We start from the raw sequence: 21,950 nt of genomic DNA, 5'->3' as shown, positions 1-21,950 counted from the left end.
GCCGCGTCAGCGGCCGCGTGGGGTCACCAGGCCGGACTCGTAGGCGAAGACCACGAGCTGCGCGCGGTCACGGGCGTGGAGCTTGGCCATGGCCCGGTTGATATGGGTTTTCGCGGTCATCGGGCTGATCATCATGTGGGTGGCGATCTCTTCGTTGGACAGACCGTGCGCGACCAGGGCGACCGCCTCGCGTTCGCGGTTGGTCAGCTCCTCCAGCTCCCCGCCGGCGCCCGTGTGGATCGGCTGGGTGACGTACCGGTCGATCAGCTTGCGGGTGATCGACGGTGCGAGCAGGGCGTCGCCGCGCGCGGCGACGCGTACGGCGTGCAGGAAGTCCTCCGGCACGATGTCCTTGACGAGGAAGCCGGCGGCGCCGGCGCGCAACGCGTTGAAGACGTACTCGTCCAGGCCGTAGTTGGTCAGGATCACGACGTGCACCCCGGCCAGGGCCGGGTCCGCGGCGATACGCCGGGTCGCCTCGATGCCGTCGACGCCCGGCATCTGGACGTCGATGAGAGCGACGTCGGGCAGGTGTCGCCTGACCAGGGTCAGGCCCTCCATCCCGTCGCCGGCCTCGGCGACCACCTCGATGTCGTCTTCGAGGTCGAGAAGCGCGCGGAATCCGCTGCGGAGGAGTGGCTGGTCGTCGACCAGCAGGACCCGGATCACGGCGTCCGGTCCACCGGGAGTTCGGCGTGGACGGTGAAGCCGCCCTCGCCGCGCGGCTCCGCGCGCAGGTGACCGCCGAGGGCGGTGACGCGTTCGCGCATCCCGAGCAGTCCGACGCCGGGCACGGGCGCGGCGCCGGGCGTGGCCTTTCCGTCGTCGTCGACCCGTACGACCAGGGCGCCTGGACGGTAGTCGATCCGGACCTCCGCGGTGGTGGCGGAGGCGTGCCTGGCGATGTTGGTCAGTGACTCCTGGACGATCCGGTACGCCGTCCGGTCCACCGCGGCCGGCACGTCGTCGCGGTGGCCCTCGATCGTCAGCGTCGCGTCGAGGCCGCTCGTCCGGGCCCGGCGCACCAGGTCCGGGACGTGGTCGAGCCCGCATGCCGGGTTCTCGCCGTCGTCACGCAGGGCTTCCAGGGTCGCCCGCAGTTCCCTGGCCGCCTCACGGCCGGCCTTCCGGATCGCCAGCAGGGCCTCCGGCACCTGTTCACCCCGCTTGCGTGCCACGTGCACGGCGACCTCGGCCTGCACCTTGATGACCGAGATCTGGTGGGTCAGCGAGTCGTGCAGCTCCCGCGCGATGTGCAGCCGCTCCTCGTCGGCCCGGCGCCGCGCGGTCTCCTCACGGGTGCGCTCGGCCTCCTCCGCCCGGCGCTCGGCCTGCCGCAACGCCTCGCCCGCCGCGCCGGCCGCGATCAGCCAGGCCAGTTCGAGCGCGCCGCGGGCGTGCGCGAGCGCCGCGCCCGTGTCGTGCAGCCCCGACGCCAGGGCCGCGAGGGGGAGAGCGGCCAGCATCGTCACACTCGCCGCCACCGTGATGGCGCGATGTCCCGCCCGCATCGCGGCGTACACCGCGAACAGGTACGCGACGGCGGGTACGTCGAAACCGGCCGCCTGGTAACCCACCGCGCACAGCCCGGTGACCACCAGGATGGGGACCGGCGCCCTGCGGCCCACGGCCAATGCCAGGCCGCCGGCCGCCAGCAGCGTGTAGCCGACCGGATCGAGGCCGGTGGCCTGGTGCTGCTTGGACAGCCCGGTGACCAGCAGCGCCGCCGCCACGCAGGCGGCGATCGCCCAGTCTCTGACAACGGGCCGGACTGTCCTCATGCGCGCACCCTAGCCGGACGCCGGCGCGGGAGACTCCTCCGGGCGGGTGATCAGCCGCCTACCGCGTCCGCGGTACATCCGCCGCTCCTGCGGCGTCCGCGGCAGCCGGGTGCGGCACCGGCGGCAGCGTCGATCGCCCGCTCGCGGCGGACGACCGGCGGCGGGTCCGGCGGACATGCTCGGGTGACGTTCCGTCGTACGAGGAGAAAGAGCACCCTCATGTCCGTCCGTCACCTGCTTTCCGCCGCCCCGACCGTCCTGCTCGGATACGCCGGGCATGCCACGCCGTCGGCGGCGCATCTCCTGGTCCAGCGGGCCGGCGTCGACGCCTACGCCATGACCGCCGGACGTCTCTGGGCCCTGGCGGCCATGCTGCTGGGGCTGGTCGGCGTGGTCGTCGGCGGGCTGGCCCTGGCCCGCGCGGCCGGCCGTATCGGCATCGGCAGCGCGAGGAGCGGGGCCGTCGTCGCCCTGGGGGCCGCGCTGACGTGCACGGTCATCGGCGGGCTGGTCGTGGCCGCCGCCGACGGCGGTCCCGGCACCGGCTACGGCATAGTCGGGGGCTGGGTCGCCCTGGTGGTGGGGCCGGCCGGCGCGGTCGTCGGCGGGCTGGCTCTGAGCCGTGCCCGACGCGCCGGCTGACCGGCCGGGTGCCGCCCGCGGGGTCCTCAGCGAGGGGCGCGTACGTGGGCGGGCACCAGGCACGCCGCACGCCCGAGCGTCGCGATGAAGGCGGCGGCGAGGGGATCGGGGCGGCCGCGCGTGTAGGCCGTCATGACGCGCTCCACGGGCGGCCGGGGCCACAGCACGCGTCCGTCGAAGTGGGGCGGGATGACGTTGGCGGGCACCAGGGTGGGACCCAGCCCGGCGGCGGCGAGGACGGGCGCGGCGGCCGTCTGTTCGGTGCGCACGGCGGCCCGCGGCTGGAAACCGGCGGCCGCGCACGCCTGGTCGAGGATCTCGCCGAGCCCGTTGCCCGGCGCGAAGTGCACCCAGTCGCGGCCGGCCAGCGCCGTCAGGTCCACCGCGTCCGTGCCGTCCGCAGCGCCCGTGCCGTCCGCGCTGCCCGTGCCGCCCGTGCCGTGCGCAGCGTCCGCGCTGCCCGCGCTGCCCGTGCCGTGCGCAGCGTCCGCGCTGCCCGCGCCCTGCACGCCGTCGGCGTCGTCGTCCCGGCGGCCCGCCGGGTCGTCGGCGGGCAGCACGACGAGGAACGGTTCGGTGCCGAGCGGCGTGACCAGGCCGTCCCAGTCGCGCGGGGCCGGCCCGATGGCGAGGTCCGCCTGCCCGGCCAGCATCGCCTCGCGCAACTGCTCCGCGTGCGGATGCTCGAACAGCCTGACCCGCACACCGGGATGCGAACGCCGCCAGGCACGGAGCGCGGGCGGCAGCACGCCGAGGCTCACCGAATAGAGGGTCGCGACCTGGAGCTCCCCGGTCTCCAGTCCGCCGGCCTGTCGTGCCGCGCACCGCGCCCGCTCCGCGTCGGCCAGCGCGGCCCGGGCGTGCGGCAGCATCGCCCGGCCCATCGCGGTGAGCCGTACCGCCCGGGGGAGACGTTCGAGGAGCGGGCCGCCGACGTCGCGTTCGAGCACCCGCACCTGATGGGACAGCGCGGGCTGGGACACGTGGAGGAGTTCGGCCGCCCTTGTGAACGACCCCTCCTCCACGATCGTGACCAGGTATTCGAGCTGACGCAGGCTTGCCATGAACAGATGTTATTGCATCCGTGAAAGACATGTCTTGGACTAATCACCGCTGCTCACCCGAGACTTGCATCATGAACACGGACAACAAGGTCGCCCTTGTCGTGGGGGCGAACGGCGTCATCGGCCGCAACCTGATCGACCACCTCGTCGAGCTCGGAGACTGGGACGTGATCGGCCTGTCCCGCCGGGGCGGGACCGACGCGGGCCGGGTCCGGCACATCGCCGTGGACCTGCTGAACGCCGAGGACTGCCGGGAGCGGCTGAGTGGCCTCGACCACGTCACGCACGTCTTCTACGCCGCCTACCAGGACCGGCCGACCTGGGCGGAACTGGTGCCGCCCAATCTCGCCATGCTGGTCAACGTCGTCGAGGCCGTGGAGGCCGCCTCACCCGGCCTGCGTCACGTCAGCCTGATGCAGGGCTACAAGGTGTACGGCGCGCACCTCGGGCCGTTCAAGACGCCCGCGCGGGAGGACGACCCCCACCACATGCCGCCGGAGTTCAACGTGGACCAGCAGAACTTCCTCGAAGAGCGCCAGAAGGGCAAGGCGTGGACGTGGTCCGCGCTGCGTCCCTCGGTGGTGTCCGGCTTCGCCCTCGGCAACCCGATGAACCTCGCCATGGTGATCGCGGTGTACGCGTCGATCTCCAAGGAACTGGGCCTGCCGCTGCGGTTCCCCGGAAAGCCCGGGGCCTACCGCACGCTGCTGGAGATGACCGACGCGACGCTGCTGGCCAAGGCCACGGTGTGGGCGGCGACCAGCGAGGCATGCGCCAACCAGGCGTTCAACATCAACAACGGTGATCTCTTCCGCTGGGAGGAGATGTGGCCGGAGATCGCCCGCTTCTTCGAGCTGGAGGTGGCGCCGCCGCTCCCGATGTCGCTGGAGGTCGTCATGGCCGACAAGGGACCCCTGTGGGACTCGATGGTCGAGCGGCACGGCCTGGAGAAGCACTCCTACGAGGAGGTGTCCTCGTGGGCCTTCGGCGATTTCGTCTTCTCCTGGGACTACGACTTCCTCGCGGACGGCTCGAAGGCGCGGCGGTTCGGTTTCCACGAGTTCATGGACACCCGCAAGATGTTCCTGGACATCTTCGCCGAATTCCGCCGCCGCCGGATCATCCCCTGAGCGCGCCGCGCCCCCACCGGGAGGCACGGCACGGAGATCGGTGTCGCGGCCGCCGGTCAGGGGTGGCGGACCCAGGCGCCGCGCCGCATCACGCCGGCGACGTCCAGGTCGTCGCCGAGCACGACCAGATCCGCGTACTTGCCGACCGTGATCGAGCCCGCCTCGCCGTCCAGGCCGAGGACACGGGCCGGGGTCAGGGAGGCCATGCGGGCGGCGTCCACCAGCGAGCGCCCGGTCTCCCGCACCGTGCGGCGGAAGGCCACGTCCATCGTGAGCGTGCTGCCGGCGATCGAGCCTGGTCGCCCGGGGGTGTCGGAGGCGAGCCGGGCCACTCCGTCGACGACGTCGACGGTCATCGGGCCGAGCGGGTAGCGCCCGTCGCCCATCCCGGCGGCCGCCATGGCGTCGGTGATCAGCGCCGTACGGTCCGCGCCCGCCGCGCCCATGGCCAGGCGCAGCATGGCCGGGTGGACGTGGACCCCGTCGTTGATGAGTTCGACCGTCACCCGCTCGTCCTGCAGCAGGGCGGCGATCGGCCCCGGCGCGCGGTGGCCCAGCGAGGGCATCGCGTTGTAGAGGTGGGTCGCCACGCTCGCCCCCGCCTCGATGCCGCCGAGCGTCTGCTCGTAGGTGGCGTCGCTGTGACCGAGGGCGGCGACGATCCCCTCGGCGGCGGCGTCCCTGATCACGTCGAGCGCGTTCGGCAGTTCCGGGGCGATCGTCAGCATCCGCACGTGCCCGCGCCCGGCCTTGACCAGCGCGCGGAACTCCGCCCGGTCCGGTTCGCGCAGCAGCGTGGGCTCGTGCGCGCCGCACCGCGATCGGGCGATGTACGGCCCCTCGAAGTGGATGCCGGCGACCAGGCCCTGCTCGCACAGGTCGGCGAGCATGGCCGCGGCCCGAGTGAGCGTGTCGGGCGCGGCGGTGACCAGGCTGGCCACGAGGGTGGTCGTGCCGCACCCGAGGTGGAAGGCGGCGACCTCGGCGGCGCTCGCGGGGTCGCCGTCGGGGAAGCTTCCGCCGGCGCCGCCGTGGTTGTGGATGTCGACGAAGCCGGGGACGACCGTGCGCCCGCCCAGGCCGAACCCGTCGCGCGGCGCCTGCCCGCGCCCGATGTGGGTGATCCTGCCGTCCTCTATGGTCAGCCAGCCGTAGTGGACGCCGTCGGGGGTGACGACGCGGGCGTCGGAGAGAGTCACGCTCATGCCGCCATCCTCGCGTGTGCGGCTCGCGCCCACCGCTCCGGGTCCGAGCGCTCCCGCCGTACGGGGATCTGGCGATTCCAGTAGAAAGCGCTCATTAGCGCATCAAGTCCTCATAATGGCGCGAATAACAACCCTGTACACGGCGGTGAGCCGGAGGTGAGAACTTACGGTGGTGAATCCGCGTGCGAACTATGGTGTGGACGCCCCCGGCGTGCTGGCCGGACTGGCAGTGGGCGGCGTCGTCGAGCCGGCACTCGCCGCCGTGCTGTTCGGGATCGGCCTGCCCATTCCTGCCGTGGTGCTCCTCGTGGGCGGGATCGCGCTCGTCGCGGCTGCGGCGTTGTTCGCGCACACCACTCTCCGCGGCAAGTTCAGGGTCTGGGACGCCGAACTCGACCGGCTCGGGCTGAAAGGGGACGAGCAGGTCCTCGACCTGGGCTGCGGCCGGGGCATGGTGCTGCTGAAGGCCGCCGCGCGGCTCTCCGGCGCCGGCAGGGCCACCGGCGTCGACCTGTGGGTGACGAAGGACCAGTCGGGCAACAGCCAGGAGGCCACCCTGGCGAACGCGCGGGCGGAAGGGGTCGCCGACCGGGTGGATCTGATCACCGGCGACATGCGTGACCTCCCGTTCGACGACGCCGCGTTCGACCTGGTCGTCTCCAGCCTCGCCGTGCACAACATCGTGCAGGAGGAGGGCCGCGCGGAGGCGGTGCGCGAGGCCTTCCGCGTGCTCAGACCGGGCGGCCTGCTGCGGATCGCCGACTTCCGCAACGCACGCCGGTACGCGGAGGTGCTGACGGAGTGCGGCGCCGCCGACGTCGAGGTCTACGACCTCGGCTGGCGGTTCTGGTACGGCGGGCCGCACGCCCGGACGTCCATGGTCGCCTGCAGGCGTCCCGCCGACTCGGGTGAGGAGCGGTCCGCCGAGTCGGCCGCGTAGGGGCGGCGTGCCGGGCCATGGGGAAGAGTTCACCGACATTTCTGGAGATCATTGGGAAAGGCGGCGGAAAGGGTGGATTCCCGGGTAGCTACTCGTGGGTAGATTTACTCGACAGAGGTGAAAGCGGTACAGAAGGAGCCCTATGACGGCGAGGATGGGCACGGCGCGACTCGGCCCGGCGGAACGAACCGCCGCCCTGGCGCGGATGGAGGCGCAGGAACTCGACGTCGTCGTGATCGGCGGCGGCGTGGTCGGCGCCGGCGTCGCGCTCGACGCCGCGACCCGGGGGCTCTCGGTGGGCCTCGTCGAGGCGCGCGACTTCGCCTCCGGCACGTCGTCCCGGTCGTCCAAGCTGATCCACGGGGGGCTGCGCTACCTGGAGCAGTTCAACTTCGACCTGGTCAGAGAGGCCCTGCGGGAGCGGGCCCTGCTGCTCAAGCGGATCGCGCCGCACCTGGTCAGGCCGGTGCCGTTCCTGTATCCGCTCACCCACACGGGCTGGGAGCGGCCGTACATCGGGGCGGGGCTCGCGCTCTACGACACGCTCGGGCTGTCCTTCGGCCTCACCCGGGGCGTGCCGGGGCACCGCCACCTGACCCGCCGCCAGGCCCTCCGGGTGGTCCCGTCGCTGCGGCGGTCGGCGTTCACCGGCGCCGTGCAGTACTGGGACGCCCAGGTGGACGACGCCCGCTACGTCATGACCACGCTGCGCACCGCCGCGACGTACGGCGCGCACGTCGCCTCGCGGGTGCAGGCGGTCGGCTTCCTCCGGGAGGGGGAGCGGGTCACCGGAGTGCGCGTGTGCGACCTGGAGACGGGCGCGGAGCTGGACGTGCGGGCCCGCCAGGTCGTCAACGCGACCGGCGTGTGGACCGACGACATCCAGCAGCTCGTCGGCGGCCGGGGCCAGATCCACGTGCGGGCGTCCAAGGGCATCCACCTCGTGGTGCCGCGCGACCGCATCCACTCGCGCAGCGGCCTGATCATGCGCACCGAGAAGTCCGTGCTGTTCGTCATCCCCTGGGGGCGGCACTGGATCATCGGCACCACCGACACCCGCTGGAACCTGGACAAGGCCCACCCGGCCGCCTCCCGGGCGGACATCGACTACCTGCTCGACCGGGTCAACTCGGTGCTGTCGGTGCCGCTGACCAGGGACGACGTCGAGGGCGTGTACGCCGGGCTGCGGCCGCTGCTGGCCGGGGAGTCCGAGGAGACCTCCAAGCTCTCGCGCGAGCACGTGGTCGCCCACCCCGTGCCGGGACTGGTCATGGTGGCCGGCGGCAAGTTCACGACGTACCGGGTCATGGCGGCCGACGCCGTGGACGCGGTCGCGCTCGGCCTCGACCAGCGCGTGCCGCCGTCGTGCACCGACCAGGTGCCGCTCGCCGGAGCCGAGGGCTACCAGGCTCTGTGGAACTCCCGCCACCGGATGGCGCGCGCCTCCGGGCTGCACGTGGCCAGGATCGAGCACCTGCTGGAGCGGTACGGCTCGCTCATCGACGAGGTGCTGGCGATCATCGAGCGCGACCCCTCGCTCGGCCGGCCCCTCGACGGCGCCGACGACTACCTGCGCGCGGAGATCGTGTACGCCGCGACGCACGAGGGCGCCCGGCACCTCAACGACGCGCTGACCCGGCGCACCCGCATCTCGATCGAGACCTTCCACCGGGGCACCGCGGTCGCCCAGGAGGCCGCCGAGCTCATGGCCGGCCCGCTCGGCTGGGACGGCGAGCAGGTCAAGCGGGAGGTCGAGTACTACACCAAGCGGGTCGAGGCCGAGCGGGCCTCCCAGGAGCAGGACACCGACCAGGAGGCCGACGCGATCCGTCTCGGCGCGCCGGAGATCGTCCCCGTCGCGCCCCCGCGTGATCTCGCGAAGGCACGCGGGGACGCGGGCTGAGCCCTCGCCGATCAGGCGTGGCCGTACAGCGCCGGCAGGTCCACGAGGAGGACGGCGAAGTCTCGCGCGGCCTCGGCCCGGAGGTCGTCGTCGAAGCCGGCTCCGCTGTAGCAGGCCAGTACGGTTCCGGAGGTGTCGTAGCCCTTCGCCGACAGCAGGTCGCGGGCGCGGCGAAGGCGCTCCAGATGGCGCACGCCCATCAGCTTGTCCCACTTGGCCTCGCCCAGCGACCTGACGGCGCGGGGCTCGCCGGGATAGGCGGGGCCGAGGACGGCCACGTCCACGTCGATCTGGGTCCTGGCCTCGGGGTCGGCCACCGTACCGGCCGCGACCTCGCCGATGCCGCCCTCGCCGAAGTGCTCCCGGCCGTGGCGCAACGCGTACTCCCGGCAGAGCGTCTCGAAGTGTGGCCCCATCACCTTCGACAGATAGCGCTGGCGGGAGCGCCGCCAGACCTCCTCGGCGAGGCCGAGGCCGAGGTCCGACCACTCCGGGCGCATGATCGCCTGGTAGAAGGTGATGAGCGGCTCCGCGATCCGGTACCGCGTCCGTCCCGACCGGAAGGCGTCCTTCTCCCTGATCAGCAGCCCGCAGTCCTCAAGGACGTTGAGCGGATGGGCGATGTCGGAGGACTTGTACCCGATGTGACCGGCGATGCCGCCCCACGTGTTGTTCCCCGCCGCGACTGCGGAGAGAACCGAGTGGTAGAGGGCGGGGTCGCGGATGTCGGGCTCCTCCGCCAGCAGGTAGCGCCCTTCGCGGAAAAGCGACGTCCTCCGGTCGAGGATCGTACGGACCACCCATCGGTCGAAGTCCTCGACCGACTCCGGCCGATCGCCCAGCACGAACTCGTCCCGATAGGCCGGGGTGCCGCCGACGACCGCGTGGAGCATCGCCGCCAGGCGCGGGTCGTCCTGCACGCCCCAGAACGCGGCGGCGTCCCGGTAGGACAGCGACTGGACCACGAGCTCCAGGCGGGCCCGGCCCCGTAGCGGCGCCTGTCCGGAGAGAATCTTGCCCATGACCGACAACGCGGAGCCGCAGATCAGCACCCGCGCGTTGCTCGCGCCCCCGTGCGTGCGGCCGCGCAGGTCGATCTCCTGCTTCAGGATGGACGGCAGAGCCGGGTTCGCCTTCATCAGGTACGGGAACTCGTCGATGATCAGCGGCGTCGGCCGGTCCTTGGCCAGTGAGAAGAAGAAGGTGAGAGCGTCCCGCCAGTCCGCGAACGGGTAGCCGACCGGGGAGCCGGTATGTCTGGCCAAGGCCATCCCGAACAGGCGGAGCAGCTCGATCTCCGTGCCTTCCGTCGCCTCGAAGTAGAAACCTCCCAGAGCCTCCGCCAGGTTCTTGAGCAGAAAGGTCTTTCCCTGCCTGCGGCGGCCGCTGACGACGCCGAAGGCCACCTCCGCCTGGGCGCCGGTCGCGAAGGAGGTGAGCGCCTCCCACTCCCAGTCCCGATCGAAGATGTGTCCCGGTTTGGCCACCACGAGCGATCACCTCGCCACTGAAATACGCTTCGCTTAACCGTATTTCAGTGACGGGGACGTCGTCAGGCGAAGGGGATCCACGCCCGGTCGGTCAGCGTGCCCGCGTCGCTGACCTTGAGGCCGGCGTCGGACAGGGTCCACAGGTCGTCGCCGATGACGAGGGAACGGCGGATGCCCTGGTCGGCGGGGGCGAAGTCGCTCCTGGCGGGCTGCCGCGGGTGACTGACGACGCCCAGCTTGGTGATCTCGCGGTCGCCCACCCGCAGGGCGAGGGCCGCGCTTCCCGCGATCCCGCCGTCGGCCCAGTTCGCGAGCGGGAGCACGGCCAGCCCGGTGGCGGGCCAGTAAAGGAAGGCATGCGGGTCCCACTCGGCCTCGGAACCGGACTGCTCCTGGTGGAACCGCGACAGCACGGCGGGCGCGGCCGGGTCGGCGACGTCGAACAGCGAGATCTGCGTGCCGAGCGCGCGGCCCTCCCCGCTCGCCTCCTGGCCGATGCCGATCAGCCGGCCCTCGCCCGCCGGGTGGAGGTAGGCGGAGAAGCCGGTGATCTTCAGCTCGCCGGTGACCTTCGGCGCGGCCGGATCCCGCAGGTCCAGCGCGTACAGGGGGTCGGTCTGACGGAACGTCACCACGTAGCCGAGGCCGTCCATGAACCGGACCGAGTAGATCCGCTCGCCCCTGCCGAGGCCCGTCACCGAGCCGGTCCGCGCGAGTGTGCCGGCGTCGAGCACGTACACGCCGCTCTCACTGCCGCCCGGGCTCGCGCCGAACACCTCCGCGCCGCTGGTCGTCGCCACCCGCAGATGGCCGTCGTACTCCGACAGGGAGTACTGGTTCAGCAGCCGGCCCGGCACCGAGCCCGAGGTGACGTAGCGCGGGGCGCCCGGGGCGGAGACGTCGAAGCGGTGCACCTCCGTGCGCTCGGGCGGCGCCTGCGGCGTGGACGTGGCGGCCGGAGCCTCGGGGATCGGCACCACGTCGACCGGGCGGGCCGCCCACCAGCGGGGATTGCTGGTGACGTAGAGGCTGCCCGCCGTGCCGTACACGGTGTCGCCGTCGGCCGCGACCGCGATCGGGGTGAGTGAGCCGAACGGTGCGGCGGCGGCCAGGTCGATCGTGTGGATGCTCAGCATCGAGGTGCCGGTGAACTGCTCGGGGTGGCTGACCCGGTCGCAGCCGACCCGCTCGGTGCGGCTCGCGCCGCCGGACTCGACGTCGTACGACGGCAGCCACGCGTCGGCGGGGGCGGACAGCACGGCCTGACGGTTGGCTTCGAGCAGTTCCTTCTCCGGCTCGTTCCCCTTCGGCGCCGGGAAGGCGATCGCCGGCTGGGACCGGACGACGAGCCGCACCGTGGAGCCGGTCTGCCGGGCGTCGACGTGCTGTCCGTTCGCGGTCATCGCGCCGAGGACGCGCGGCTCGCCGGACAGGTCCACGAGCACGTATCTCGGGCCGCCGGCGCCGGCCCTGGTCTTGGCCGTCGCCCCGAACGGGATGATCCCGCCGCCCTGGAACAGCACGAGCGCGCGGTCGCCGTGGACCAGCAGGTCGGCCTGGGCCCACGACTGGTCCTCGGCGACGAGCCGCAGAGTTCCGGTGACCTTCCGGCTCTGGGCGTCCACGACGCGCAGCACGCCCCTCGTGACCGTGATCACCCGATTGCCGTCGGTCTTGACCAGGTCGGGCTCGTCCACGCCCGCCTCGTGCGTGTTCGTGGTCGAGTGCGGCGGCTGCCCGGACGTCGCCTCCTTGGCGGCGGCGACGTCGGAACGGGCCGCGAAGAGCATGTTCTCCCCGAAGCCCCAGGGGGTCACGTTCCGCGCGGCCGCCTGCCGCAACCCTTCGGCCAGTTCATCGCAGTCGGTGTAGGCGACGAGCCGTACCTTGCCGGTCAGGTCGGCCGGAGAGGGCGGGAGATCCTGTGCCGTACGGCCACCCGCGCAGCCCGTGGCTCCCGTGGCCAGCAGCGCGGCGAGAACGCCCGCCGTACGAATCGATGTCCTCATGCCCACAAGACGGACCGCCGCCGGGGGCGGTTCACCGCGTGCGGCTCACGAGGGCCTGAACCTCAGGTTGACAATCAGATCGTCCACCGCCTCATCACTGGCCTGCATGAGCGCGCGAGCCATGCCGCCGGTCATGTCGAGGATCACCAGTACGTTCCTGTCGCCGTCGCCTTGCTCCCAGCAGACGACGTGCCGCTCGTCGTACCAGCCCATGAACCGAGAGCATCCAGACGCAATCCGCAGTTTCTCCCGCCCCGTCGCGTGATCCCAGACGCACAGATCCGCGTCGCCCGAGGGGCAGCCGCTGGCGAACGAGGTTCCGGACGGGGAGAACAGGAACTGGGCGATGTCGTTGAACATGGCCGGACCGGTGATGTCGCGGACCGCCTTCCCACTCAGGTCGAAAAAGCGCAGGCCCTTGGTCCGGCCACTGCGGAAGAACGCGACCACTCCCTCTTCGTCCGCGTCCCACCCGAACACCGATTCCTTGATAGCCGGGTCGTCTACCTCCACGATCTTCGCGGTTCCCCGGGCGGCGTCGATCACGACGAAGCCGGTGGTGATCCGGTCCTCGCCGGAAGGCTTCCTGATGCTCAGCAGGACCTTGCGGCCGTCCCGGGACCACTGGAAGAAGTCCGCCACCTTGGGCTGGCGCACTGTCTTGACCTTGTGCATCACTCCGGTTCTCAGCTGGATGAGATCGACGGACGACGTGCCCTTGTAGAAGTAGACGGGTATGCCCAGCCCGTACGTGCCGTCCGGCGAGACGGTGTAGTCGAGATAGCCGTCCTTCTTCTCGAACGGCGCGGACATCGAGTTCCTGACGTACGTGTACTCCGCCGCGTCCGTGGTGAAAGACGCGACCGACACCGGGTCGTCGGGATGCTCGTAGAGGGTGGCCGCCACGCCGGGCAGTTTCGTCTTGGTCAGGCCCGTCCTGGGCACGGTGACGGACGCAGCCGAGGCCGCGGCGGGCGTCGAGGCGCCCCCCTGCGGTGTGTGGGCCGGCGGCGGCGTGAGAGAAGTGACCACTCTGGCCGCCTCGGCGCCCGTGCCGCCCCGGTCGCCGGAGCGGAGCAGAAGGCCGGCGGTGATCGCGGCGATCACGGCGACCGCGGCGGCGACCTTGACCCGGTGGCGACCCGCTCGGCCGCCCGGCTCGACGGCCGGATCGATCTCCGTCTCCCGGCCTCCGCCTGCCTCGACCGGACGCACGCCGGCGCGGGCATCGGGCCGCCGGCCCGGAGCGGACCGTGACCGCACGGGAGTCTGGGATGGAGGGGGCGACGGTCCTTCGGTCTCCGGCGCGGCCGCGCCGGTGACGGCCTCCGGCTGCGGGCCCTCGCCGCCAGGGGCGACGGCATCGGGGGTGCACTGCTCCAACAGGGCCTCGATGGCCTGCTGGGCGGTCGGCCGCCGTGCCGGGTCTTTCCGGAGGCAGGAGGCGACCAGATCCCGCAACGTGCCGTCGATCCCGCGGATCTCTGGCGCGGCGTTGAGGATCCGGTTGATCACGGCGGGCAAGGGTGCACTGCCGAACGGGGGGGTTCCGGACGCCGCGAACGTGATCGTGCTCGCCCAGGCGAACATGTCCGTCGCAGGGCCGATGTCCTTGTTCAGGAACTGCTCCGGCGCCATGTAAGCGGGAGTGCCGATGGGCGCCGAGGTCAGCGACGAGGTGGCGTCCAGCGCGCGGGAGATGCCGAAATCGATGACCCGCACCCCGTCGGGCCCCAGGAGCACGTTCGGCGGCTTGAGGTCGCGATGCACGATTCCGGCTCTGTGAACGGCCGCCAGGGCGGTGGCGACACCGATGGCGAGACGGTAGAGGGCGTTCCCCCTGACGGGACCTGAGGAGGCGACGCTCTGCTGAAGCGAGGGGCCGTCGATGTATTCGCTGACGATGTACGGCCGGTCGGACTCCATGCCGGTGTCGAGGATCTGTGCCGTGCAGAAGGCCGCCACACGTTTGGCCGCCGCGACCTCCCGCAGGAAGCGCTCGGTGGTGACGGTGTCACCGGTCAGATCGGCACGGATCCATTTGACGGCGACAGGTTCGCCGGTCAACCCGGTGGCGTGGTAGACGATGCCCTGTCCGCCCGTACCGAGACGGCCGGTGAGTCTGTACTGGCCGATGCACTGGGGGTCGCCCGGTCGCAGAGGTGAGATGTCCGGCACGTACTCGATTTTGCTGGACCGATGCGGCCGCGAGGGTGTTTCCGGCGAAGACGCCGTGTGCCCGGAGCCTCCTGCCCGGGAGCGTCGAGGCCCCATGCGGGATCCACCCGGCGAGCGGCGCGTGTCCTCCTCGGAGTCCCGGGGGATCACATTTCGCGCTGTTCAGACGTGTAACCTAGGGTCATTAGATAAAAACGAATGGCCCTAGGTGAAGGGGTGGCATGCGGATGGGGCGGGCCGGGTTGACGGCGGATCGGGTGACGCTCGCCGGTGCCGAGCTGGCGGACGAGGCCGGGCTCGACCACGTGACCATGTCGGCGGTGGCGCGCAGGCTCGGGGTGAAAGACGCCAGCCTCTACGCGCATGTGCGCAACCTCGAGGACCTGCGCGGGCGCATCGCGCTGCTGGCGGCGGACGAGAAGACCCTCCGCATCGCGGAGGCGATCGCCGGGCGGGCCGGGAAGGACGCGCTGGTCGCGTACGCGAACGCCTGGCGGCAGTACGCCCACGACCACCCGGGCCGATACACGGCGACGCAGATCCCGATACAGATCGATCCCGAGCTCGTGGCCCGGGCGCCCGGACCGCGGCGCGCCGTCGAGCTGACCTACGGCATGCTGCGCGCCTACGCGCTGGCGGAACCCGACCTGACCGACGCGGTCCGGCTGATGCGCAGCACGCTGCACGGCTTCACCAGCCTCGAGGCCGCGGGCGGGTTCGCGCACGCGCGCCCGGCCGAAGACACCTGGGTCCGCTGCCTCGACGCCCTGCACACCCTCCTCGAGCACTGGCCCCCGCACGACGAAGGAGACCCCGCATGACCAGCCCGACCACCGGCCGCCTGCGCGTGGACGGCGCCACCCTGCACTACGAGGTGCGCGGCACGGGCCCGCTCCTGCTGCTCATCCCCGGCGGCACGGGCGGCGCGGCCGCCTACGACGGGGTCGCGGACGACCTGGCCGCCGATTACACGGTCGCGTCGTACGATCCGCGCGGCCTGACCCGCAGCCCGCTGGACGATCCGGAGGCCGGGCAGTCGGTCGCGCGGCACGCCGACGACGCGGTGCGGCTGCTGGACCTGCTGTCTCCGGACGCGCCCGCCCGGGTGGCCGGCTGCAGCTCCGGCGCGATCGTCGCGCTGCACCTGCTCACCACCCGCCCCGAGCGCGTCGAACGCGTCGTGGCGCACGAGCCGCCGGTGGTCGAGGTGCTGCCGGACGCCGCCGAGCACCGGGCGCTGCTCGCCCGCGTCCAGGACACGCTCCGACGAGAGGGACTGATGCCCGCGGCCGCGGTGTTCGCGGCCGGTCTGAGGCGGCCCGGCGACCCCGGTGCCCCTGGTGACCCCGTCGAGCCCCCGGCGGCCATGGAGCTACCGCCCGAGGCGGCGGCCCGAGCCGAGCGGACGATGGCGGACATGCCCTACTTCCTCGGGCGCATCGTGCCGAGCTTCATGGCGTACACGCCGGACGTGGACCGTCTGGAGGCCCTGTCGGACCGGCTCGTCCTCGCGGCCGGAGCGGACTCACGTGGTGAGCTGCCCTACCGTCCCGCCGCCTTCCTGGCCGAACGCTTCGGCACGGAGCTCGTCCACTTCCCGGGCGGGCATACGGGGCTCACCACGCATCCCGCGGAGTTCGGGAAGACGCTCCGCGCGGTTCTGAGCGCGTAACCTCGGCGCGAGGGTCATTACTTACCGGTAGCCACGAGCGGAGCTCCGGAATATTCTTCCGCCATGGGTGCCATGAATCGGACGCTCGACGCGGCCATGGTCGACCGGATCCTCGCGCACGTCTCCTCGGAGGGCAAGACGCGGGAGATCCTCGCGCCGTTCACCGGCGAGGTCCTGGCCGAGGTCCCGATCTCCACCCCCGAGGACGTACGGGCGGCGTACGCCAGGGCCAGGCAGGCGCAGGAGTCCTGGGCGGCGCTGCCGGTCGGTGAGCGGATCAAGCCCTTCCTGCGGCTCCACGACGCGATGCTCGACCGGCGCGGGGAACTGCTCGACGTGGTGCAGTGGGAGACGGGCAAGGCGCGCCGCCACGCGTACGAGGAGCTCGCGGACGTGGCGGGCTGCACGCTCTACTACGCCCGGCGGGCGTCGGGGCTGCTGGAGCCGCAGCGCAGGCAGGGCATCTTCCCGATCGCCACCCGGACGACCGAGCTGCGCCACCCCAAGGGCAAGGTCGCGGTGATCAGCCCGTGGAACTACCCGCTGGCCCTCGGCGTCACCGACGTGGTCCCCGCCCTGATCGCGGGCAACGCCGTCGTGCACAAGCCGGACACCCAGACCCCGCTGTCCACGCTGTGGACGATCGACCTGCTGGCCGAGCTGGGCATGCCGCGCGACATCTGGCAGGTCGTGGTCGGCGATCCGGAGGACATCGGCGACCCGCTGATCGACGGCGCCGACTACGTCGCGTTCACCGGCTCGACGCGCGGCGGGCGCAGGATCGCCGAGGAGGCGGCCAAACGGCTCATCGGCTGCTCGCTGGAGCTCGGCGGCAAGAACCCGATGATCGTGCTCGACGACGCCGACCTCGACGTCGCCGCGCAGGGCGCGATCCGGGCCTGCTTCACCAACGCCGGGCAGCTGTGCATCTCGATCGAGCGCCTCTACGTGCACGAGGCCGTCGCGGGCGCCTTCCGCGACAAGTTCGTGCGGGCGGTGGAGAACATGAAGATCGGCCCCGGTCTCGACTGGGACCCGCAGATGGGCTCGCTCACCTCGCAGCGGCAGCTCGACGGGGTCGCCGCGCACGTCGAGGACGCGGTGGCCAAGGGCGCCACGGTGCTGACGGGCGGCCGGCCGCGCCCCGACCTCGGCCCGTTCTTCTACGAGCCGACCGTCCTCGACGGCGTCGACGAGGACATGGCCGTCTGCCGGGACGAGACGTTCGGGCCGGTCGTGTCGCTCTACCGCTTCAGGGACGAGGACGAGGCGGTCCACGCGGCCAACGACACGGCGTACGGGCTGAACGCCTCGATCTGGACCCGGGACGTCGCCCGGGGCCGCCGCCTCGCCGCCCGGATCAAGGCGGGCACCGTCAACATCAACGAGGGGTACGGCTCGGCGTACGCCTCCTACGACGCGCCGATGGGCGGGATGAAGTCGTCCGGGCTCGGCCGCCGCCACGGGACCGAGGGCCTGCTGAAGTACACGGAGGTCCAGACGGTGGCGAGCCAGGCCACGTGGCTGGGCTTCGAGCCGATCCTCGGCATGACCTACGACAGGTACGCCGACACGCTCGCGGGGCTGCTCAAGACGATGAAGCGGCTGCACCTCAAGTGAGCAAGGAAGGCGGGGCGTTGGACTACGACGTCGCGGTGATCGGGTCGGGGTTCGGCGGGAGCGTGACCGCGCTGCGGCTCACCGAGAAGGGTTACTCGGTCGGCGTCCTCGAAGCCGGCCGGCGGTTCGACGAGAAGACCCTGCCGAAGACCTCGTGGCGGGCCAGGGACTTCCTGTGGGCCCCCGCGCTCGGCCTGAAGGGCATCCAGCGCATCCACGTCCTGCGCGGCTCCAACGGCGTGATGGTGCTGGCCGGCGCGGGCGTGGGCGGCGGCTCGCTCGTCTACGCCAACACGCTCTACGAGCCGCTCGACCCGTTCTTCCAAGATCCGCAGTGGCGCCACATCACCGACTGGAAGGCGGAGCTCGCGCCCTACTACGACCAGGCCAGACGGATGCTGGGCGTGGTGGAGAACCCAACGGTGACCGCCGCAGACGAGGTGATGAGGAAGGTCGCCGAGCGGATGGGCGTCGGCCACACCTTCCACCTCGCCCCGGTCGGGGTGTTCTTCGGCGAGCCCGGCGTCGAGGTCGACGACCCCTACTTCGGCGGCGTGGGGCCGCGCCGGCGGGGCTGCGTCGAGTGCGGCGAGTGCATGACAGGCTGCCGGCACGGCGCCAAGAACATGCTGATCAAGAACTACCTCTACCTGGCCGAGAAGGCCGGGGCGAAGGTCCACCCCGAGACCACCGTGACCGGGGTGCGGCCCGTCGAGGGCGGCTACGAGATCACGGTGAAGCGCACCGGGGCGTTCGGCCCCACTCGCACGCTGACCGCCGCCCAGGTGGTCTTCGCCGCCGGCACGTACGGCACGCAGCACCTGCTCCACCGGCTCAGGGCGACCACGCTGCCCCGGATCTCGCCCCGGCTCGGCGCGCTGACCAGGACGAACTCCGAGGCCCTGCTCGGTTTCGAGCGGCCGACGGCGAAGGACGGCAAGCTCAACCGCGGTGTGGCGATCACCTCCTCGATCCATCCGGACGCGGAGACGCACATCGAGCCGGTCCGGTACGGCGACGGCTCCAACGCCATGGGCCTGCTGCGCACCCTGCTCGTGGACGGCGGCGGCCGGGCCCCGCGCTGGTTGAAGTTCCTCGGCGCGGCGCTGCGGCGGCCGCACCTGCTGCCCCGGCTGTTCAACCACCGCAGGTGGTCCGAGCGCACGGTCATCGCCCTGGTCATGCAGGCCAAGGACAACTCGATCACGCTGTCCTTGAAGAGCGGCAAGCTGCGGGCGGGACCGGGCCACGGCGAGCCGAACCCCACCTGGATCCCCGCCGGGCACGAGGCCGTCCGCCTGGCGGCCGAGGAGATCGGCGGCCTTCCCGGCGGTTCCTGGCTCGACCTGTTCGACGTCCCGGCGACCGCGCACTTCCTCGGCGGCTGCGCGATCGGCGACTCGCCCGAGAGCGGCGTGATCGACCCCTACCACCGGGTCTACGGGTACGAGGGCCTGCACGTCGTGGACGGCTCGGCCGTGTCGGCCAACCTCGGCGTGAACCCCTCCCTCACGATCACCGCGCAGGCCGAGCGGGCGATGGCGCTGTGGCCCAACAAGGGCGAGCCCGACCCCCGGCCCGCCCTCGGCTCGCCGTACGCGCGGCTCACGCCGGTCGCGCCCGTGCGGCCGGTCGTCCCGGCGTCCGCGCCGGGCGCGCTGCGCCTGCCCATCGTGGAGATCACCCACCGCGCGACCCCCGGCTCCCCGCCCCCGGCGGAGCCCGCGGCCTCCTGATCCGGCAGCCGGCCGGCCCATCGTCACGATCTCCACGGCGGTTTACGCTCGACGCGTGCAGGCCGAGGGACCCAGCGGGACCGCGCTCCACGCGGCGGCGGCGCGCGCCGCGCACCTGATCGTCGACGGCGAGCCGGTCGTCTTCCGCGATCCGCAGGCGTACGCCGTGCTCGGGGAGCGCGCGGAGGAACTGGTGGGCCTGCATCGCACGATGGGCGACCATCCCGTGGCCGCCGGGCTGCGCGCGGCCGTCGTCACCCGGAGCCGCTACACCGAGGACCGCCTGGCCGACGCCGTACGGCGCGGCGTCCGCCAGTACGTGATCCTCGGCGCGGGACTGGACACCTACGCCTGCCGGTCGGCCACCGGTCCTGTGGAGGTCTTCGAGGTGGACCACCCGGCCACCCAGCGCTGGAAACGGGAGGCGATGGAGAGCGCGGGACTCCCGGCGCCGCCCCGTCTCACGTACGTCCCCGCGGACCTGGAGGACAGCCGCGTGGTCGACCGGCTGGCCGCGCACGGCTTCGATCTCACCCGGCCCGCGTTCGTGAGCTGGCTCGGCGTCACCGCGTATCTCACCCGTGCGGCCGTCGCCCGTACGCTGGCCGGGCTCGGCCGCCTCGCCCCCGGCAGCGAGATCGTCGTCGACCACCTGCTGCCCGAGGCCCTGCGCGGCCCGCGCGCCCGGGCGTACGCCGAGACCCTGATGCCGCTGGTGGCCGAGCACGGCGAGCCCTGGCTGACGTTCCTGAGCCCGGCGGAGGCGGCGGACCTGCTGGAGGAGCACGGCTTCGAGGTGATCGAGCAGGTGCCGGAGCGCGACGCCGTCGATCCCGCGTTCTGGGCGCGTTCCGACGCGCTGGCCTCCGGCGAGATCTCGGTGCTGACCCGCGCCCGCCCGCCCGGCCGCCCGAGCGGTGCGGCCGGGCGGGACGCGTCACCGCGCCGATAGACTGGCGTTACCGCCTCGCTGCCTTCATGGGGGTCCTTTCCAGTGTCTGAGTTCGACACGGTCCTCGTCGTGGACTTCGGCGCGCAGTACGCGCAGCTGATCGCACGACGGGTGCGTGAGTGCCACGTCTACTCCGAGATCGTCCCGTCGACCATGCCGGTCTCCGAGATGCTGGAGAAGAAGCCGAAGGCGATCATCCTGTCCGGCGGCCCGTCGTCGGTGTACGCCGAGGGCGCCCCGCCGGTCCCGGACGGCCTCTTCGAGACCGGGGTGCCGACCTTCGGCATCTGCTACGGCTTCCAGGCGATGGCCCGGGCGCTCGGCGGCGAGGTCGCCAGGACCGACTCCGCCGAGTTCGGCGGGACCCCGCTCCAGGTCCTCAAGGAGGGCCTGCTGTTCGCCGGGCTGCCCGTGGCGCAGACCGTCTGGATGTCGCACGGCGACTCCGTGGTCGGCGCCCCGGCCGGGTTCGCCGTCACGGCCGCCACCGACGCCACCCCGGTCGCCGCGATGGAGGACCCCTCCCGCGGCCTGTACGGCGTGCAGTTCCACCCCGAGGTGCTCCACTCCGAGCACGGGCAGCAGGTGCTCAAGCACTTCCTGGAGGCGGCCGGCTGCCGTCCCTCCTGGACCATGCTCAACATCGTCGAGGACGCCGTCGAGGCGGTGCGCGCCCAGGTGGGCGACGGCCGGGCGATCTGCGCGCTCTCGGGCGGCGTCGACTCCGCGGTGGCCGCCGCGATCGTGCAGCGGGCCATCGGTGACCGGCTGACCTGCGTCTTCGTCGATCACGGCCTGCTGCGCAAGGGCGAGGCCGAGCAGGTCGAGCGGGACTTCGTCGAGGCGACCGGCGTCAAGCTGCGCGTCGTGGACGCCTCCGAGCGCTTCCTCAAGGCGCTGTCGGGCGTCACCGACCCGGAGGAGAAGCGCAAGATCATCGGCCGGGAGTTCATCCGGGTCTTCGAGGACGAGCAGCGCGCCATCCTCGCCGACGGGCCGGTGGACTTCCTCGTGCAGGGCACGCTCTACCCCGACGTGGTCGAGTCGGGCGGCGGCACCGGCACCGCGAACATCAAGTCTCACCACAACGTGGGCGGGCTGCCCGAGGACCTCAAGTTCCAGCTGGTCGAGCCGCTGCGCACGCTGTTCAAGGACGAGGTGCGGCGTGCCGGCGAGGAGCTCGGACTGCCCTCGGCGATGGTCTGGCGCCAGCCGTTCCCCGGGCCCGGCCTCGGCATCCGGATCATCGGCGAGGTCACCCGCGAGCGCCTCGACCTGCTCCGCGAGGCCGACGCGATCGCCCGCGAGGAGCTCACCCGCGCCGGTCTCGACCGCGACATCTGGCAGTGCCCGGTCGTGCTGCTGGCCGACGTCCGCTCGGTCGGCGTGCAGGGAGACGGCCGCACCTACGGCCACCCCGTCGTCCTGCGGCCGGTGAGCTCCGAGGACGCCATGACCGCCGACTGGTCGCGCGTGCCGTACGACGTGCTGTCGCGCATCTCCACCCGGATCACCAACGAGGTCCGCGAGGTCAACCGCGTGGTCCTCGACGTGACGAGCAAGCCGCCGGGCACCATCGAGTGGGAGTGATCCGGGATCGATGAGTGGAGATCAACCGGATTGATCCC

Annotated in this window: 17 protein-coding genes; 10 read left to right on the top strand and 7 right to left on the bottom strand. The window is 72.2% G+C overall.

The window, feature by feature from the left end; genetic code table 11:
• Positions 1 to 6: 6 nt before the first annotated feature.
• Both ACWEQG_RS10400 and ACWEQG_RS10395 read right to left on the bottom strand, forming a co-directional pair.
• Complete coding sequence (locus ACWEQG_RS10400) at positions 7 to 669, bottom strand: response regulator (protein ID WP_452283574.1); 663 nt, start codon at positions 667 to 669, stop codon at positions 7 to 9.
• Positions 666 to 1,781, bottom strand: coding sequence for a sensor histidine kinase (locus ACWEQG_RS10395; RefSeq protein WP_452283572.1), 1,116 nt, complete (start codon positions 1,779 to 1,781; stop codon positions 666 to 668). Before ACWEQG_RS10395 ends, ACWEQG_RS10400 begins: the two co-directional genes overlap by 4 nt.
• Before the next feature lie 219 nt (positions 1,782 to 2,000).
• Between ACWEQG_RS10395 and ACWEQG_RS10390 the strand changes: the two genes are divergently transcribed.
• A complete protein-coding gene (locus ACWEQG_RS10390; protein ID WP_452283570.1) occupies positions 2,001 to 2,423 on the top strand; it encodes a DUF6223 family protein in 423 nt (140 codons plus the stop codon).
• Between the two features lie 26 nt (positions 2,424 to 2,449).
• On the opposite strand, the gene ACWEQG_RS10385 is transcribed toward ACWEQG_RS10390, so the two are convergent.
• A complete protein-coding gene (locus ACWEQG_RS10385) occupies positions 2,450 to 3,487 on the bottom strand; it encodes a LysR family transcriptional regulator (protein WP_452283568.1) in 1,038 nt (345 codons plus the stop codon).
• 71 nt (positions 3,488 to 3,558) lie between these two features.
• On the opposite strand from ACWEQG_RS10385, the gene ACWEQG_RS10380 reads away from it, so the two are divergent.
• Positions 3,559 to 4,617 (top strand): SDR family oxidoreductase, encoded by a 1,059-nt coding sequence (locus ACWEQG_RS10380; RefSeq protein ID WP_452283566.1) that lies wholly within the window; start codon positions 3,559 to 3,561, stop codon positions 4,615 to 4,617.
• Between the two features lie 56 nt (positions 4,618 to 4,673).
• On the opposite strand, the gene nagA is transcribed toward ACWEQG_RS10380, so the two are convergent.
• On the bottom strand, positions 4,674 to 5,822 hold the full coding sequence (nagA, locus tag ACWEQG_RS10375) for an N-acetylglucosamine-6-phosphate deacetylase (RefSeq protein ID WP_452283564.1): 1,149 nt from the start codon (positions 5,820 to 5,822) through the stop codon (positions 4,674 to 4,676).
• A 169-nt stretch (positions 5,823 to 5,991) separates the two neighbouring features.
• Here nagA and ACWEQG_RS10370 point away from each other — a divergent pair, with 169 nt between their 5' ends.
• Positions 5,992 to 6,762: a class I SAM-dependent methyltransferase gene (locus ACWEQG_RS10370; RefSeq protein WP_452283562.1), complete on the top strand. Its 771-nt coding sequence runs from the start codon at positions 5,992 to 5,994 to the stop codon at positions 6,760 to 6,762.
• Between the two features lie 142 nt (positions 6,763 to 6,904).
• Positions 6,905 to 8,665: a glycerol-3-phosphate dehydrogenase/oxidase gene (locus tag ACWEQG_RS10365; RefSeq protein ID WP_452283560.1), complete on the top strand. Its 1,761-nt coding sequence runs from the start codon at positions 6,905 to 6,907 to the stop codon at positions 8,663 to 8,665.
• Positions 8,666 to 8,676: 11 nt separating this feature from the next.
• Here ACWEQG_RS10365 and ACWEQG_RS10360 read toward each other — a convergent pair whose 3' ends face one another.
• The 3 genes from ACWEQG_RS10360 to ACWEQG_RS10350 form a co-directional block, all read right to left on the bottom strand.
• Positions 8,677 to 10,155 (bottom strand): AAA family ATPase, encoded by a 1,479-nt coding sequence (locus tag ACWEQG_RS10360; protein ID WP_452283558.1) that lies wholly within the window; start codon positions 10,153 to 10,155, stop codon positions 8,677 to 8,679.
• 62 nt (positions 10,156 to 10,217) lie between these two features.
• Positions 10,218 to 12,164, bottom strand: a complete 1,947-nt coding sequence (locus tag ACWEQG_RS10355) for a beta-propeller domain-containing protein (RefSeq protein ID WP_452283556.1) — start codon at positions 12,162 to 12,164, stop codon at positions 10,218 to 10,220.
• Between the two features lie 45 nt (positions 12,165 to 12,209).
• Entirely contained in the window at positions 12,210 to 14,342 is a 2,133-nt protein-coding gene (locus ACWEQG_RS10350; RefSeq protein WP_452283554.1) for a serine/threonine protein kinase, read from the bottom strand.
• A gap of 227 nt (positions 14,343 to 14,569) precedes the next feature.
• Here ACWEQG_RS10350 and ACWEQG_RS10345 point away from each other — a divergent pair, with 227 nt between their 5' ends.
• The 6 genes from ACWEQG_RS10345 (at position 14,570) to guaA (ending at position 21,912) form a co-directional block, all read left to right on the top strand.
• A complete protein-coding gene (locus ACWEQG_RS10345; protein ID WP_452283929.1) occupies positions 14,570 to 15,163 on the top strand; it encodes a TetR/AcrR family transcriptional regulator in 594 nt (197 codons plus the stop codon).
• A complete protein-coding gene (locus ACWEQG_RS10340) occupies positions 15,160 to 16,014 on the top strand; it encodes an alpha/beta fold hydrolase (protein ID WP_452283552.1) in 855 nt (284 codons plus the stop codon). Before ACWEQG_RS10345 ends, ACWEQG_RS10340 begins: the two co-directional genes overlap by 4 nt.
• Positions 16,015 to 16,077: 63 nt before the next feature.
• Positions 16,078 to 17,634 carry a succinic semialdehyde dehydrogenase gene (locus ACWEQG_RS10335; RefSeq protein ID WP_452283550.1) on the top strand — a complete coding sequence of 519 codons (1,557 nt, stop codon included), beginning with the start codon at positions 16,078 to 16,080 and terminating at the stop codon, positions 17,632 to 17,634.
• Positions 17,631 to 19,370 (top strand): FAD-dependent oxidoreductase, encoded by a 1,740-nt coding sequence (locus ACWEQG_RS10330; protein ID WP_452283548.1) that lies wholly within the window; start codon positions 17,631 to 17,633, stop codon positions 19,368 to 19,370. Before ACWEQG_RS10335 ends, ACWEQG_RS10330 begins: the two co-directional genes overlap by 4 nt.
• Positions 19,371 to 19,425: 55 nt before the next feature.
• Positions 19,426 to 20,322, top strand: coding sequence for a class I SAM-dependent methyltransferase (locus ACWEQG_RS10325; RefSeq protein ID WP_452283547.1), 897 nt, complete (start codon positions 19,426 to 19,428; stop codon positions 20,320 to 20,322).
• Between the two features lie 42 nt (positions 20,323 to 20,364).
• Positions 20,365 to 21,912 (top strand): glutamine-hydrolyzing GMP synthase, encoded by a 1,548-nt coding sequence (guaA, locus tag ACWEQG_RS10320; RefSeq protein ID WP_363468284.1) that lies wholly within the window; start codon positions 20,365 to 20,367, stop codon positions 21,910 to 21,912.
• Positions 21,913 to 21,950: the final 38 nt, after the last annotated feature.

The organism is Microbispora sp. NPDC004025 (assembly GCF_053604425.1).
Note: the sequence above shows the minus strand (reverse complement) of the source record. Positions and strands in the feature narration are given on the sequence as shown.